This window comes from Pelagibacterium lacus, assembly GCF_003345525.1.
In the GTDB taxonomy this organism is placed as follows: Bacteria; Pseudomonadota; Alphaproteobacteria; order Rhizobiales; family Devosiaceae; genus Pelagibacterium; species Pelagibacterium lacus.
In genome coordinates this window covers 123,515-138,200 of sequence record NZ_QQNH01000006.1, presented here as the reverse complement: position 1 = coordinate 138,200, position 14,686 = coordinate 123,515, and the positions used below count along the sequence as shown (strand labels likewise).

The 14,686-nt window shown below is 67.3% G+C and carries 14 protein-coding genes; 8 read left to right on the top strand and 6 right to left on the bottom strand.

Annotation, left to right across the window (positions count from 1 at the left end; genetic code table 11):
* Positions 1–33 precede the first annotated feature (33 nt).
* The 3 genes from dnaA to mutM form a co-directional block, all read right to left on the bottom strand.
* Positions 34–1,470: a chromosomal replication initiator protein DnaA gene (gene dnaA, locus DVH29_RS06640; protein ID WP_245944906.1), complete on the bottom strand. Its 1,437-nt coding sequence runs from the start codon at positions 1,468–1,470 to the stop codon at positions 34–36.
* Positions 1,471–2,255: 785 nt separating this feature from the next.
* A complete protein-coding gene (gene rpsT / locus DVH29_RS06635; RefSeq protein ID WP_114645380.1) occupies positions 2,256–2,519 on the bottom strand; it encodes a 30S ribosomal protein S20 in 264 nt (87 codons plus the stop codon).
* Between the two features lie 184 nt (positions 2,520–2,703).
* Positions 2,704–3,567, bottom strand: a complete 864-nt coding sequence (gene mutM, locus DVH29_RS06630) for a bifunctional DNA-formamidopyrimidine glycosylase/DNA-(apurinic or apyrimidinic site) lyase (RefSeq protein WP_114645379.1) — start codon at positions 3,565–3,567, stop codon at positions 2,704–2,706.
* 101 nt (positions 3,568–3,668) lie between these two features.
* Between mutM and ubiE the strand changes: the two genes are divergently transcribed.
* The 7 genes from ubiE (at position 3,669) to DVH29_RS06595 (ending at position 9,809) form a co-directional block, all read left to right on the top strand.
* Positions 3,669–4,433, top strand: a complete 765-nt coding sequence (gene ubiE, locus DVH29_RS06625) for a bifunctional demethylmenaquinone methyltransferase/2-methoxy-6-polyprenyl-1,4-benzoquinol methylase UbiE (protein ID WP_114645378.1) — start codon at positions 3,669–3,671, stop codon at positions 4,431–4,433.
* 1 nt (position 4,434) lies between these two features.
* A complete protein-coding gene (gene ubiB, locus DVH29_RS06620) occupies positions 4,435–5,982 on the top strand; it encodes a 2-polyprenylphenol 6-hydroxylase (RefSeq protein ID WP_114645377.1) in 1,548 nt (515 codons plus the stop codon).
* Positions 5,979–7,196, top strand: a complete 1,218-nt coding sequence (gene coaBC / locus DVH29_RS06615) for a bifunctional phosphopantothenoylcysteine decarboxylase/phosphopantothenate--cysteine ligase CoaBC (RefSeq protein WP_158541587.1) — start codon at positions 5,979–5,981, stop codon at positions 7,194–7,196. The genes ubiB and coaBC overlap by 4 nt, the downstream gene beginning before the upstream one ends.
* Positions 7,197–7,310: 114 nt before the next feature.
* On the top strand, positions 7,311–7,904 hold the full coding sequence (locus DVH29_RS06610) for a hypothetical protein (protein WP_147276022.1): 594 nt from the start codon (positions 7,311–7,313) through the stop codon (positions 7,902–7,904).
* 2 nt (positions 7,905–7,906) lie between these two features.
* Positions 7,907–8,359 carry a dUTP diphosphatase gene (dut, locus tag DVH29_RS06605; protein WP_114645374.1) on the top strand — a complete coding sequence of 151 codons (453 nt, stop codon included), beginning with the start codon at positions 7,907–7,909 and terminating at the stop codon, positions 8,357–8,359.
* The gene (locus tag DVH29_RS06600; protein WP_158541586.1) at positions 8,319–9,065 is read left to right on the top strand and encodes a DUF2259 domain-containing protein; all 747 of its coding nucleotides are present in this window, start codon (positions 8,319–8,321) and stop codon (positions 9,063–9,065) included. The genes dut and DVH29_RS06600 overlap by 41 nt, the downstream gene beginning before the upstream one ends.
* A gap of 3 nt (positions 9,066–9,068) precedes the next feature.
* Positions 9,069–9,809 (top strand): HesA/MoeB/ThiF family protein, encoded by a 741-nt coding sequence (locus DVH29_RS06595; RefSeq protein WP_114645372.1) that lies wholly within the window; start codon positions 9,069–9,071, stop codon positions 9,807–9,809.
* Between the two features lie 16 nt (positions 9,810–9,825).
* Here the strand turns inward: DVH29_RS06595 and DVH29_RS06590 are convergent, their stop codons facing one another.
* Positions 9,826–10,380, bottom strand: a complete 555-nt coding sequence (locus DVH29_RS06590) for an SH3 domain-containing protein (RefSeq protein ID WP_158541585.1) — start codon at positions 10,378–10,380, stop codon at positions 9,826–9,828.
* Positions 10,381–10,599: 219 nt separating this feature from the next.
* Between DVH29_RS06590 and DVH29_RS06585 the strand changes: the two genes are divergently transcribed.
* The gene (locus DVH29_RS06585) at positions 10,600–11,607 is read left to right on the top strand and encodes a 2-hydroxyacid dehydrogenase (protein WP_281270808.1); all 1,008 of its coding nucleotides are present in this window, start codon (positions 10,600–10,602) and stop codon (positions 11,605–11,607) included.
* A gap of 12 nt (positions 11,608–11,619) precedes the next feature.
* Here the strand turns inward: DVH29_RS06585 and DVH29_RS06580 are convergent, their stop codons facing one another.
* Positions 11,620–12,042, bottom strand: a complete 423-nt coding sequence (locus DVH29_RS06580) for a YciI family protein (protein ID WP_114645370.1) — start codon at positions 12,040–12,042, stop codon at positions 11,620–11,622.
* Between the two features lie 260 nt (positions 12,043–12,302).
* Positions 12,303–14,441, bottom strand: a complete 2,139-nt coding sequence (gene pnp / locus DVH29_RS06575; protein ID WP_114645433.1) for a polyribonucleotide nucleotidyltransferase — start codon at positions 14,439–14,441, stop codon at positions 12,303–12,305.
* Positions 14,442–14,686 lie beyond the last annotated feature (245 nt).

The window sequence follows — 14,686 nt, the reverse complement described above, 5'->3', positions numbered from 1 at the left end:
TGGGGCCGGGAACCGCCTAGCGGCGGAAGAGGCTCACTCCTCCAGCATGCGGCGGAGGAGTTCGATTTCCTGGGTGAGGTCGCCGTCCTGGCTCATCAGCTGCTCCACCTTGCGCACCGAATGGAGCACGGTGGTGTGGTCGCGGCCGCCGAATTTGCGCCCGATCTCGGGCAGCGAGCGCGAGGTCAGCGCCTTGGCCAGATACATGGCGATCTGGCGCGGTCGCACCACGTCGCGCGAGCGGCGCGAGGACAGCAATTCGGTGCGCGCCACCTTGTAGTGCCGCGAGACGATCTTGAGGATGTCCTCGATGCGCACCCGCGGCGTCTCGCGGTTGCGAATGAGGTCCTGCAGGGTCTTTTCGGCCAGAGGCACGGTGATCGGCTCGCCGGTCAGCTGGTTGGCGGCGACCAGCCGGTTGACCGCCCCGTCGAGATCGCGCCCATGGGAGACGATCGAGCGGGCGATATAGTCGATGACGGCGGGCGGAAAGCTCAGCCCGGCAAAGCGCGAGGTCGCCTGGTCGGCGCGCTTCTGCACGATGGCGCGGCGCAGTTCCGGATCGAAGGGGGCGATGGGGATGACCAGTCCGCCCGACAGCCGCGAACGCACCCGGTCGTCGAGCATGTCGAGATCGCGCGGCGGCGCGTCGCCGGCCACCACCACCTGCTTGGTGCCCGAGATCAGGGTCGAGAGCGTGTGGCCGAATTCGGTGGCCGACTTGCCCTGCAGGAACTGCATGTCGTCGATGAGCAAGAGGTCGATGCGCCGCAGCCATTCCTTGAAGGCCAGCGCCGACTGGCTCTTCACCGCCGTGATGAAGTGATACATGAAATGATCGGCGGTGAGATAGACGATGTTGCGGGTGGTGTCGGACGCCCCCGCCGCCCAGGCGATGGCGTTGAGCAGATGCGTCTTGCCCAGCCCCACCGAGGAATGGATGTAGACCGGGTTGAAGGTCACCACATTGTTGGCGGCCGCCGAGGCCACCTGCCGCGCCACCCCGAGCGCCATCTCGTTGGCGCCACCGGCCACGAAGGTGTCGAAGGTGAGCTTACGGTCGAGCGCCGATCCCGAGAGCGCGTCGCCGGGCGCGGCCGGCTGGGCCGGGCCGGGGCTGACCAGCGCGGGCAGCGGACGCGGCGCGGCCGGCTGCAGCGGCAGCTCCGCCTCGACCGGGGGTTCGCTCGCCGTCACCAGGCGCGGCCGGGCCTGGCCGTTGACCCGCACGGTGACGTGCAGGCGGGCAATGCCGTCGTCTTCCTGGCGTAAGGCATCGAGAATCTTTTCGACGTAATTGGACTGAATCCAGGAGCACAGGAAGCGCGTCGGGACCGAGAGATGGACCAGGTCGCCCACGACCTCCTCGAGCTCGAGCCGGGCGAACCAGGACGTGAACACGTCTTCCCCGACCGCTGCCCGAAGCCGCGCCCGCGTGCGCAGCCAGACCTGTTCGGCGTCCGGAGTCATCGCCTCATCCCCTTTGGTGGTGTCCTCGTTCTGCGGGGCCCCAAGCCGGTCCCCAGTCTGTCCCCATGTCACGCGATCCGCAGCCGCGATCGAATCCATTCCCGTGCCTCTTTTCTGTTTTTCGTGGCGCCCGCCCTGAGGCGCCCATGCTTCCCCGATACGCCCCCATGGGGCACAAAAAAACGCTTTCCGCATCTGGTTTAAGGATGCGGCTCCCTACCTGAACCAAATTGAAATCGGCACGACGGTGCCTTTGACAAAGACGAAAACGCGTCTTTCGATGTTGAACCCGAGACGGCGAGGCCGTTCGACTTCAGCAGAACTTGACCGGACCCGCAAAGGGGTTGTCCCGTCCTGGCATCTTTTCGAAAAGCCCCGGATCGACCGGGCGAGGTTGGCTCTAGACTTGTCTTTCGCCGCCCTCTTTCTGATCCAACGAGGCCATTTTAGACAGCCATTTTTTTGCGCACAACCGCTGTTTTACTCAAAATTGCTCTTGACTCTCCCCCGGCCGGGCGGGGGTGCGAGTCTGCTCCCGGAGAGGAAAAATTAAGGCTATGGGACTCCTTGCAGATTCACGTTGGGTCCGTTTTGAGTCCCAATGAATTTTTTTTCCGCCCCCGGCCTCCCAGCCGCCTCCGTGACCATTTGATGACGCCGGGATGACGGAAATATTACGCAATTTCCGAGCCGCCGCCGGATACGAAACGACCCCCTGGCGGGGGTCGTGAAAACTTGTTCTCTAGGGACAAACCCTATCGGGTCGATCGGGTGAGCGGGCGGGTTCAGCCCAGCGCCTTGACCCGCTTGGCGAGGCGCGAGACCTTGCGGTCGGCCATGTTCTTGTGGAACACGCCCTTGCCGGCGGCGCGCTGCAATTCCGGCTCGGCGGCGCGCAGGGCGGCGGCGGCGGCGTCCTTGTCGCCCGAGGCGATCGCTTCCTCGACCTTGCGCAGGAAGGTGCGCACGCGGCTGCGGCGCGCGGTGTTGATCGCGGTGCGGGTTTCGATCTTGCGGGTGGCCTTCTTGGCCGAAGGTGTATTTGCCATCTGGTTCCTCGTGGCGGTATGCCTTGCGTGCTCACTCCGCCTCAGGCGGCGAGCACAACCGGAAATGAAAGGGGCGGACAAGCCGTCCACCCCGACGAAGGCCGCTCTATAGAAAGCTCCCCGGCAAGAGTCAATGCGTCGTCGATACATGCCCGGGAGTGCTAAGTCTTTTGCTGGAAACGCGCTAGCGCTGGCAGACCGGGCAGAAAAAGCTCGAGCGCCCGGCCTGGACGATGCGCGCGATCTGCCCGCCGCAGCCCGGACGCGGGCAGGGATCGCCCTCATGGCCGTAGACGGCGAAGCTGTGCTGGAAATAGCCCGGCTGGCCTTCGCTATTGGCGAAATCGCGCAGGGTTGAGCCCCCGGCGGCGATGGCCGCGTCGAGCACGTCGCGAATGGCGACGACCAGCCGCCCGACCTCCTCGGCCGCAAGGCTGCCGGCCGGGCGGCGCGGGTCGATACCGCTTCCGAACAACGCCTCGCACACATAGATATTGCCCAGCCCGGCGATCACCCGCTGGTCGAGCAGCACGGTCTTGATCGGCCCGCGCTTGCCCTGGAGCGCCATGGCGAGGGTGAGGGCGTCGAGCGCATTGCCCAGCGGCTCGGGGCCGAGCGGATCGATATAGGGATTGGCGGCGCCGAGGGGAAAGAGCGCCATGAAGCCGAAGCGCCGGGGGTCGGTATAGGCGAGGCGCACCGGCCCGTGCTCGGGATGAAGGAGACGGGCCTCGAAATGGACGTGCTTGCCGGCCGGGCTGCTCGACAGGAGCCGACTGGGTTCGTCGAGCCTTTGCCCCGAAACGAGAAAACCCCCGGTCATCCCCAGATGCGACAGCCAGGTGCCGCCATCCGAGAGGGTGGCGAGCAGATATTTGGCCCGCCGGCCCAGATGCTCGATGCGCTGGCCGGACAGCCGCGCCGCAAAGCCCTCGGGGAAGGCAAAACGCAGATCGGGGCGGTTGAGGGTGACGCTCTCGATCACCGCGCCTTCGAGAAACGGTGCAAGGCCACGCCTCACGGTTTCGACTTCGGGCAGTTCGGGCATGGACGCGGCTCCGGGACGATTATGCAGGCGGCTTGCGCTTGCGTTATGGACCGGCCAAGCCCATAACCGGACCCGCCGCCCGCAAGCAAGAGAGGCACGCAATGACCGAGACCGCCCAGACCACCCATTTCGGCACCCGGACCGTGCCGATCGGCGACAAGCAGGACCTGGTCAACGATGTGTTCCACAAGGTGGCGCGGCGCTACGACCTGATGAACGATCTGATGAGCGGCGGCATCCATCGGCTGTGGAAGGACCAGATGGTGGCTCGGCTGGCCCCGCCGCGCGGCGGCGCGCGCCCCTATCGCGTGCTCGACATGGCCGGGGGCACCGGCGACATCGCCATGCGCATCCTCGACGCCAGCCATGGCTTTGCCCAGGTCACCGTCTCCGACATCAACCCCGACATGCTGGCGGTGGGCGCCGAACGGGCCAGAACCTGGCGCTATCCCTCCAATGTGGAGTTCGTCGAGGCCAATGCCGAGGAGCTGCCCTTCCCCGATAAGAGCTTTGACGCCTATACCATCGCCTTCGGCATCCGCAACGTGCCGCGCATCGAAAAGGCGCTGGCCGAGGCCTATCGCGTGCTCAGGCGCGGCGGGCGGCTGCTGGTGCTCGAATTCTCGCACGTCGACGTGCCGGGCCTCGACCGGCTCTATGATCTCTTTTCCGATACGCTGATCCCGCCCATGGGCAAGATGGTGACCGGGGACGCCGAGCCCTACCGCTATCTGGTCGAATCGATCCGCAATTTTCCCGATCCCGAGCGCTTTGCCGCGATGATCGCCGAGGCGGGGTTCAGGCGCGTCACCCATACGCCCATGAGCGGCAATATCGCGGCCCTGCACGGGGGCTGGAAAGTCTGACATGGGGCTGGGCACCTATCTGAGGCTCGCCCGGGCCGGCTATGTGCTGGCGCGCGAAGGGGCGTTCTCGCTGGCCGAGGGCCAGCCGATCCCGCCATCGGCGCGGCTGCTGGTCGCCATGGCCCGGCTGATCGAGAAGCGCGACGTGCGCAAGACCGGTCGCGTCACCCGGCTGGCCAATGCCCTGACCCGGCTCGGCCCGGTCTATGTCAAGTTCGGCCAGGTGCTGGCCACCCGCCGCGACATCGTGGGCTTTGCGGTGGCCTCCGACCTCGCCGCGCTGCAGGACGCGCTGCCGCCATTCGACGCGCGGCTGGTGCCGGGCCTGCTGGCCGAGGCGCTGGGGGACAAGGCCGCTTCGCTCACCGAGATTTCCCCGCCACTGGCCGCCGCCTCCATCGCCCAGGTGCACAAGGCGACGCTTGCCACCCCCGATGGCCCGCGCATCGTGGCCGTCAAGCTCCTGCGCCCCCATATCAAGGAGCGCTTCCTGCGCGATCTCGACGGGCTCTATGTCCTGGCCGGGGTGGCCGAGCGCTTCCTGCCCTCGGCCCGGCGCTTCAACGGGCGGCAGGTGGTCGATGCGCTGGCCCGCTCGGCCCAGCTCGAAATGGACCTGCGCATGGAAGCGGCGGCCATATCCGAGCTCAAGGACACGCTTCGGGACGATGGCGATTTCCACGTGCCCGAAGTGTTCTGGGAGCAGACCGCGCGCGCCGTGCTGACCACGAGCTGGATCGACGCCATCCCGGTCCGCGACACCGAGGCGCTGGACGCGGCCGGGATCGACCGGCCGGCCCTCGCCAATACGCTCATTCGCTCTTTCCTGCGCCAGGCCATCGGCCATGGCTATTTCCACGCCGACATGCATCCGGGGAACCTGTTCGCCGACCGCAACGGGCGCGGCATCGTCGCGGTCGATTTCGGCATCATGGGGCGGATCGGCCGGCGCGAGCAGCGCTTCCTGGCCGAAATCCTCTATGGTTTCATCACCCGCGACTATCGGCGGGTGGCCGAGCGCCATCTCGATATCGGCTATGTGCCCGACACCCACACCATCGACGATTTCGCCCAGGCGATCCGCGCCATCGGCGAGCCGCTGGTGGGGCGCGGGGCCGACGAGATCTCCATGGCGCGGGTGCTGGCGCAACTGATCGAGGTCACCGAGCTGTTCGACATGAAGGCGCGGCCCGAGCTGGTGCTGCTGCAAAAGAACATGGTGCTGGTCGAGGGCACCGCCCGCATCCTCGACCCCAGATTCAACATGTGGACCGCCGCCGAGCCGGTGGTGTCGGCCTGGGTGCGCCGCGCCGTGGGGCCGCAGGGCAAGCTCGACCTGGCCCGCGAGGCGGCCGAGGAGGCCCTCGACCTCGTGCGGCGCCTGCCCTCCATCGCCCGCCGCGCCGAAACCGTGCTGGGGCGGCTCGAAGCCGACCAGATCCGCCAGTCGCGGCGCGACCCATTGATCGAAACGCTGAAATGGGGGACGCTGGTCGCCATGGGGCTGGCGATCATCGCCCTTGTCATCGTCATCAAAGGTGCCCTGTGACCCTAGCCGGCAAGCATATCCTCCTCATCGTCTCGGGCGGCATCGCCGCCTATAAGGCGATCCATCTGATCCGGCTGATCCAGAAGGCGGGCGGCAGCGTGCAGCCGGTGCTGACCCAGAGCGCCACCCAGTTCGTCACCCCCTTGACGCTGTCGACGCTTTCCGGCCGGCCGGCGCTCACTGAACTCTTCGACCTGACGCAGGAAACCGAGATCGGCCATATCGAATTGTCGCGCTCGGCGGACCTGATCGTCGTCGCCCCGGCCAGCGCCCATCTGCTTGCCCGCCTCGCCCATGGGCTGGCCGACGACCTGGCCACCACGTGCCTGTTGGCCACCGACACCCCCATCCTCGCCGCCCCGGCCATGAATGTGCGCATGTGGCAGGCCGCCGCCACCCGCCGCAATATCGAGACGCTGATCAGTGACGGGGTGACGCTGGTCGGCCCCGACGAAGGCGACATGGCCTGCGGCGAATACGGGCCCGGGCGCATGGCCGAGCCCGAGGCCATCCTCGAGGCCATGGAGGGCCATTTCGCCCGCAGAGGCGGTGCGCTGCCCCTCGCGGGCAAAAGGGCCATCGTCACCTCCGGGCCGACCCGCGAGCCCATCGATCCGGTGCGCTACCTCTCCAACGCCTCCTCCGGCCGCCAGGGGGTGGCGATCGCCGAGGCGCTGTCCACGAGGGGCGCCGCGGTGACCTTCATCACCGGCCCGGCCGAATTCGCCCGGCCCAAGGGCTGCACCATCGTCCCCGTCACCACCGCGCTCGAGATGGAGCGCGCGGTCGCGGCGGCGCTTCCCGCCGATATCGCGGTGTTCGCCGCGGCGGTGGCCGATTGGGGCATCGCCGAACCGGCTCCGGCCAAGCTCAAGAAGGACGCGGCGGGCACCGCCCCGGCGCTCGAATTTATCGCCAATCCCGATATCCTCGCCGGCATCGCCCATCTCCCCGCCGACCGCCGCCCGGCCCTCGTCATCGGCTTTGCCGCCGAGACGGGGAATCTGGAGACCCATGCCCGCGCCAAACTGGCCCGCAAGGGCTGCGACTGGCTGCTGGCCAACGATGTCAGCCCCGGCACCGGGGTGTTCGGCGGCGCGGACACGGCGATCCTCTTTCTGGCCGGTGATTCGGCCGAGGACTGGGGCGCGCTGAGCAAGGCGGCGGTGGGCGAAAGGCTGGCCGAGCGCATCGCGGCGCATTTGCGGGCCTGAGGGCCGCAACCGGCCAGCGGACGGCTTGCCAGCCGGCCCGTTTCCACCCATTGTGCCCGCAAATCCGGGAACGCGCCCATGGGACCGCGGGCGCCCAATGCTGAGGACAAGGAAATGACCCTGATCACTGCCGCCGCCCGCCTGACGGGAGCCGGGCTCCTGACGCTGGCCCTCGCCGCCTGCATGGATGTGGAGATGACCATCGACATCCAGAGCCAGACCGAGGCCGAGGCCACCATGGTCACCGCCATGGCCGCCGACATGTACCAGATGATCATGGCCCAGTCGGTGGAGGGCGAGGACGAATTCTGCGCTGAGGGCGAGCTCATCGAGCGCGGCGACATGATGGAATGCCATGTGGTCCAGAGCGGCCCCTTCGCCGAGCTCGATCTCGACGCCGAGGGCGGCGGGCCGGTGATCGCGGCCATCGGCGGCGGGCAGGTGCGCGTCTCCTTCCCCACCGGCGACATCGCCGAGGCCATGGCCGAGGACACCGGCGCTCGCGACGACCCGCAGATGATGGCGATGATCACCTCCATGTTCGAGGGCCACGCGATCACCATGACGGTCGCCGGCGGCACCATCACCGACACCAATATGGCCATCGCGGCGGACGGGCAGTCGGCCAGCTATGCCATCCCCTTCACCGATCTCTTCGCCTCCGATCTCGACCTGCCGGCGGAACTCTACGCCGTGGTGCAGAAATAGGCATGGCGGTCCGCTTCAAATGGCTCGCGCATGGGGAAGGGCTCCCCATGCCGGTCCGCCAGAGCCGCGCCGCCGCTGGCCATGATCTCGCCGCGGCGCTGGGCGAAGATGAGGTGATGACGCTCGCGCCGGGCGAGCGGGCGCTGGTGCCCTGCGGCTTCGCCCTGGCGCTGCCCGAGGGCTATGAGGCGCAGGTGCGCCCCCGCTCGGGGCTGGCGGCCCGGTTCGGCGTCACGGTGCTCAACGCGCCGGGAACGGTCGACGCCGACTATCGCGGCGAGGTCAAGGTGATCCTCGTCAATCACGGCGCCGAGCCCTTCGCCATACGGCGCGGCGACCGCATCGCCCAGATGGTGTTCGCCGCCGTGCCGGACCTGGCGCTCGAATCTGTGCAGGAGCTTGAGGAGACCGATCGTGGCGCAAACGGATTTGGATCGACGGGGATGGCTGGCTAGCGCGGTTCTGGCGCTCGGCCTCTGCGCGACAGGCGGCGCGGTGGCCGCGGAGCGGGCCCAGTTCGACGCCATCGGCTATTCTGAGGACGGGCGCTATTTCGCCTTCGAACAGTTCGGCATCCAGGACGGCTCGGGCTTTCCCTATTCCGAGATCGCCATCATCGATCTCGACACCGACCGCTTCGCCGGCGGCTCCCCGTTCCGGGCCCGCATCGACACCGAAATGGCCGCGCTGGGCGAAGCCCGCGACGCGGCGCATGCGGCGGCGCAAAAGGCGCTGACCGAACTGGCCATCGACCGGCCGGCCATCCCCATCGCCCTGCGCGGCGACGGGGAGGCGGCGGGCGACGAGGGCCTCGCCCTCGACTACGCCATCCCCATCTGGGGGCTGGACGGCACCGAGGGCGACTACCGCCTGTCGCTGGAAATCTTCAAGGCCCCCTCGACCCAGGATTGCGACTGGTTCGAGGGCGATCCCATGGGCTATCGCCTGATCCGCGAGATCGACGGCGAGCGGGCCGAGCTCCATAGCGACAGCCGGGTGCCGGCCTCGCGCGGCTGCGTCATCACCTACAAGTTCTATGGGGTCATGCTGCCCTTCAACGCCTTCGACAATGGCTCGGCGGTGGCGGTGCTCTCCTATTGGTCGCACGGCTTCGAGGGCCCCGACCGGCGCTTCCTCGCCCTGCCGGTGGGGGATCGCTGACCCATGGCGCTGACCCCGGGCCAGTCGGCCCGCTATGCCCGCCATATCGTGCTCAAGGATGTGGGCGGGGCCGGCCAGCAAAGGCTCAGCGCCGCCCATGTGGCGGTGGTCGGGGCCGGCGGGCTGGGGGCGCCGGTCATCGCCTATCTGGCCGGGGCGGGCATCGGGCGGCTGACCATCATCGACGACGACACCATAGCGGTCTCCAATCTGGGCCGGCAGGTGATCTATCGCGACGCCGATATCGGGCAGTCCAAGGCCGAGACTGCCGCCCGCTTCGCCATGGCGCTCAACCCCGAGATCGCGGCCTTCGCCCGCGTCGAACGGCTCGACGAGGGCACGGCCGAGCGGCTGCTGGGCGCGCCCGACCTCGTCATCGAGGGCACCGACAGTTTTGCCGCCAAGCGCCTCGTCGCGGGCGTGTGTCGCGACCGCTCGATCCCGCTGGTCATGGGGGCGCTGGGCCCGTTCGACGGTTCGGTGACCGTCTTCGCCCCCCATCTCCGCCGCGAGGACGGCACCCCTTGGCCGGGCTTTGAGCGGCTCTATCCCGCCGATCCCAATCCCGAGGACAGTCCGCCCTGCGAACTGGTCGGCGTCGTCAACGTGCTGCCCGGCGTGGTGGGCACCATGATGGCCAATGAGGCTGTCAAATGGATCGCGGGCTATGGCACCCCGCTTCTGGGCAAGCTGCTGGTCTACTCCGCCCGCACCGGGGAAAGCCGGATCATGGGCTACCGGTAAGGCCCGCTATCCCTTTTTAGTCGATAATCTCGCCCTCATAGACCCCCCACAGCACCTCCTGGGCGAGATAGCCCTGATAGGTGGTGGTGCGGCCGGTCTCGCCGGTATGGTTGAGCCGCACCTCGCAGGCCACGCCGTCGCAGCCGCGCACCGAGACCAGCATTTTGGGCGACAGCCAGGCCCGCACCCCCGATTCGGGCGAGGCCGAGGCCCGCAGCGCAAAGGCCCCCTCCTGCTGCCAGGGGGCGACCAGCGCCATGCGGTCGCCCACCACGAGGTTCTGGTGCACCCAGCCCTCGTCGCCCTCCACGTCGCGGATGCGCCGCCAGGTGTCGAACTCGGCGGTGATCTCCACCGGCATGCCGGGCCGGAGGAAGGTGTAGGCGATGGCGTAATTGGTGCCGGGGCCGACCCGCACATTGGTGGGGGCGTTGCGGATCGAGACGAATCGCGGAATGGGCAGGCCGCTCGACTGCCCCACCTGCTGCGCCATCACCGCGACCGGGACGAAACCGGCGGCGGCGAGGGCGGAAACGGCGAGGAGGACGCGAAGCCAGTGAGCGAAACGCACGAAGGAACTCTTTTCTTGTCTAAGCCCGGCGCCCGGGGGGCGGCCGGGGAAACCGCGATCGGGATTCGGGGGTCTTGTTTTGCGCCGGGACTTTGCAGGGCACCGGTTTTTCCCTAACACTAGCGCCGCGATCTTAATGGTCGCTGAAAACGGATGGGAAACCGGGTCGGGACGGCGCTGGCGGACGGTGTTGTCCTGGCGCGCAAACAAGGTGATCATGTGACACGCCAGCAGGGCAAGATCGTCGTTACCCGCCGCCTGCCCGAGCAGGTCGAAACCCGTATGGCGGCGCTGTTCGACGTGCGCTTCAACCCCGAGGACATCGCCTTCGATCCGGCGGCGCTGCTGGCGGCGGCCGGCGAGGCCGAGGTGCTGGTGACCTCGATCACCGACCGCATCGACGCCGGGCTGATCGCCCGCATGCCGGGTTCCCTCCGGCTCATCGCCCAGTTCGGCAACGGCTTCGACAATATCGACGTCGAGGCGGCCCATGCGGCGGGGATCACCGTCACCAATACCCCCTCGGTCCTCACCGAGGACACCGCCGACATGGCCATGGCGCTGATCCTCTCGGTGCCGCGCCGGCTGGCCGAGGGCGCCCATGTGCTGCTGCGCGACGGCACCTGGCCGGGCTGGTCGCCCACCTGGATGCTGGGACGGCGGCTGGGGGGCAAGGCGCTGGGGATCGTCGGGCTGGGGCGGATCGGCACCGCCGTGGCGCGGCGGGCCCGGGTGTTCGGCCTCGCCATCCACTATTGCGGCCGGGCCCGCAAGGCGCCGCAGATCGAGGAGGCGCTGGGCGCCACCTGGTGGCCCTCCCTCGAGGAGATGCTGGCCCATGTGGACATCGTGTCGCTGCACACCCCCCATACGCGGGACACCTACAACATCCTCTCGGCCGAGCGGCTGGGTCTGATGAAGCGGGGGGCCTTCCTCGTCAATCTCTCGCGCCCGGAACTGCTCGACGAGGCGGCGCTGGCCGAACTGGTCGAGAGCGGGCATCTTTCGGGCGCGGCGCTCGACGTCTTCGAGCACAAGCGCGGCGTCAATGCGCGCCTGCTCGAGCTGGCCCGCGCCAACAAGGTGATCCTCACCCCGCATATGGGCTCGGCGACGCTGGAGGGCCGCATCGAGATGGGCGAGACGGTGATCGTCAACATCCGCACCTTCCTCGATGGCCACACCCCGCCCCACCGGGTGCTGCCCGAGGGACGGGGGCCGCTCTGAAAAAGCCGGCGGTCAGGTGCCCTTCTGCGCCGCGAGCTGGGCCTCGACCTTCTTGTGCTGCTCATAGCCCTCGCCCTCGGTGCCGAAATCCTCGAGCTCGTGCATCTGGCGGATCTCGAAGCGGTTCTGCCCGTGGGCGATGGGGCATTTGGCCACCCAGGCGATGGCCTCCTCGAGCGAGGCGCAATTCCAGATCCAGAAGCCGGCGATCACTTCCTTGATCTCGGAGAAGGGGCCGTCGGTGACCATGGCCTTGCCATTGTCCACCGTGACGCGGGCGCCTTTGGCACTCGACATCAGCCCGGCCCCGTCGATCATGATGCCGGCCTTGACCAGCTCCTCATTGTACTGGCCCATCTTGAGCAGCAGACCCTCCTCGGGGTCGATATCGGCCTCGCTGTCGGGGGAAGCCTTGATCATTACCATAAAGCGCATTTTGTCTCTCCCATCCTGGGTTGCATAGCCATAAGGACGTTGGCGGAATATCGATCCCGACAGGCAGGCAGAAAAAAACCGCCCGCGCGAGCGGAAAAAAACCGGCGCTCCTTGCGGGGCGCCGGTGAATTTTCTCAGAACGATGCGAACCGGCGCTTAGAGCATTTCCTGTTCTGATTGAATCAGAACCGGAGCTCTAAGACTTTGATCCGTCGCGTTTCCGAACCGCAAAAGTGGTGTCCACTTTTGCTGGAAACGCTCTAGGCGTCGTCGTCTTCGCCCTTGGCGCGTTCCGTGCCGGTCTCCTGGTCGACGACCTTCATGGAGAGGCGGACCTTGCCGCGCTCGTCAAAGCCCAGAAGCTTCACCCAGACCTTGTCGCCTTCCTTGACCACGTCGGTGGTCTTGCCCACGCGCTGGTCGGCCAGCTGGGAGATGTGCACCAGCCCGTCCTTGGCGCCGAAGAAATTGACGAAGGCGCCGAAATCGGCGGTCTTGACCACGGTGCCCTGGTAGATCTCGCCCACTTCCGGCTCGTCGGTGATCGACTTGATCCACTTGATGGCCGCGTCGATCTGCTTGCCGTCCGAGGACGAAATCTTCACGGTGCCGTCATCCTCGATATTGACCTTGGCGCCGGTCTTTTCGACGATCTCGCGGATCACCTTGCCGCCGGTGCCGATCACTTCGCGGATCTTGTCGGTGGGGATCTTGATGGTCTCGATGCGCGGGGCGAATTCGCCCACTTCCGAACGGGCCGTGTCGAGCGCCTTGGCCATCTCGGCGAGGATGTGCTTGCGGCCATTGCCGGCCTGGGCCAGGGCGATCTTCATGATCTCCTCGGTGATGCCGGCGATCTTGATGTCCATCTGCAGGCTGGTGACCCCGTCCTGGGTACCGGCCACCTTGAAGTCCATGTCGCCCAGATGGTCCTCGTCGCCGAGGATGTCCGAGAGCACGGCGAACTTGTCGCCCTCGAGGATCAGCCCCATGGCGATGCCGGCCACGGCCTTCTTCATGGGCACGCCGGCATCCATCAGCGCCAGCGAGGTGCCGCACACGGTCGCCATGGAGGACGAGCCGTTGGATTCGGTGATCTCGGCGACGACCCGCAGCGTATAGGGGAATTCCTCGGCCGAGGGGCGGACGGGATTGACGGCGCGCCAGGCGAGCTTGCCATGGCCGATCTCGCGGCGTCCGGGCGAACCCATGCGGCCCGCTTCACCCACCGAATAGGGCGGGAAGTTGTAGTGCAGCAGGAAGTTCTGCTTGTAGGTGCCTTCGAGCGAATCGATGAACTGCTCGTCATCGGCGGTGCCCAGCGTCGCCACCACCAGCGCCTGGGTTTCCCCGCGCGTGAACAGCGCCGAGCCATGGGTGCGCGGCAGGATGCCCACCTGGGCCTCGATGGGGCGCACGGTTTCGAGGTCGCGGCCGTCGATGCGGGTCTTGGTGTCGAGGATGTTCCAGCGCACCACCTTGGCCTGCAGCGACTTGAACACCGATCCGACCTGTTCGGGGGTGAAGCGAGCTTCGCCCTCAAGGGGGAGGAAATGCGCCTTCACCTTGGCCTTGGCGGCGTCGACGGCGGCATAGCGCGTCTGCTTGTCGGTGTTCTTATAGGCGTCGCGCAACTCAGTCTCGATCATCGCGAGCATTTCGCCTTCGAGGGCGGACATGTCCTCGGGGTCGAAGTCGCGCGGCTCCTTGGCGGCCAGTTCGGCCAGCTTGATGATGGCGTCGATCACCTTCTGGCTCTGGGCGTGGCCGAACATCACGGCGCCCAGCATCACGTCCTCGGACAGTTCCTTGGCTTCCGATTCCACCATCAGGACGGCATCGGCGGTGCCGGCCATCACGAGGTCGAGCTTGGAATCGTCGCGGCGGTCGATGGGCAGGTTGAGCACGTATTCGCCATCGACATAGCCGACGCGGGCCGCGCCGATCGGGCCCATGAAGGGCACGCCGGAAATGGTCAGCGCAGCGGAAGCGGCGACCATGGCCAGCACGTCGGGCTGGTTCTCCATGTCGTGCTGCAGCACGGTGATGATGACCTGGGTCTCGTTCTTGTAGCCATTGGGGAACAAGGGACGGATCGGGCGGTCGATGAGGCGCGAGGTGAGGGTTTCAGCCTCGGTCGGGCGCCCTTCGCGCTTGAAATAGCCTCCGGGGATCTTGCCGGCGGCGAAGTATTTTTCCTGATAGTTGACGGTCAGGGGGAAGAAGTCGATCCCGGCCTTGGGCTCCTTGGCCGAGACCACGGTGGCGAGGACGACGGTGTCGCCCAGGGTGGCGAGCACGGCGCCATCGGCCTGGCGGGCGATCTTGCCGGTTTCGAGCGTCAGGGGCTGGCCGCCCCAGTCGAGCTCGACTTTGTGGTGGTCGAAATTGATGGTCATCTCAAGACATTCCTTCTTGGGCGGTGACGCCGCGGCGCGCGAACGGCGCGGCCGGCGGTTGCCGCCAATGGCGCCGAAACCGGCCCTCAAGTTTCCGGAACATGGACAAGATGGCGAGGGATTCCCGACCCGTGAAATCCCCGGCGATCCTGCCATGCCCCTTTGAAGGGCGCTTCCGGCAGTCGATCCGCCAGCCCTATTGCCGGCGAACCATGCGATGCGAGGCCAGCGTATCCCGCCGGCCT

Excerpts from the sequence above, each read along its gene's own strand:
- dnaA (WP_245944906.1), bottom strand. The coding sequence starts at position 1,470 with ATGACTCCGGACGCCGAACAGGTCTGGCTGCGCACGCGGGCGCGGCTT.
- rpsT (WP_114645380.1), bottom strand. The coding sequence starts at position 2,519 with ATGGCAAATACACCTTCGGCCAAGAAGGCCACCCGCAAGATCGAAACC.
- mutM (WP_114645379.1), bottom strand. The coding sequence starts at position 3,567 with ATGCCCGAACTGCCCGAAGTCGAAACCGTGAGGCGTGGCCTTGCACCG.
- ubiE (WP_114645378.1), top strand. The coding sequence starts at position 3,669 with ATGACCGAGACCGCCCAGACCACCCATTTCGGCACCCGGACCGTGCCG.
- ubiB (WP_114645377.1), top strand. The coding sequence starts at position 4,435 with ATGGGGCTGGGCACCTATCTGAGGCTCGCCCGGGCCGGCTATGTGCTG.
- DVH29_RS06610 (WP_147276022.1), top strand. The coding sequence starts at position 7,311 with ATGACCCTGATCACTGCCGCCGCCCGCCTGACGGGAGCCGGGCTCCTG.
- dut (WP_114645374.1), top strand. The coding sequence starts at position 7,907 with ATGGCGGTCCGCTTCAAATGGCTCGCGCATGGGGAAGGGCTCCCCATG.
- DVH29_RS06595 (WP_114645372.1), top strand. The coding sequence starts at position 9,069 with ATGGCGCTGACCCCGGGCCAGTCGGCCCGCTATGCCCGCCATATCGTG.
- DVH29_RS06580 (WP_114645370.1), bottom strand. The coding sequence starts at position 12,042 with ATGCGCTTTATGGTAATGATCAAGGCTTCCCCCGACAGCGAGGCCGAT.
- pnp (WP_114645433.1), bottom strand. The coding sequence starts at position 14,441 with ATGACCATCAATTTCGACCACCACAAAGTCGAGCTCGACTGGGGCGGC.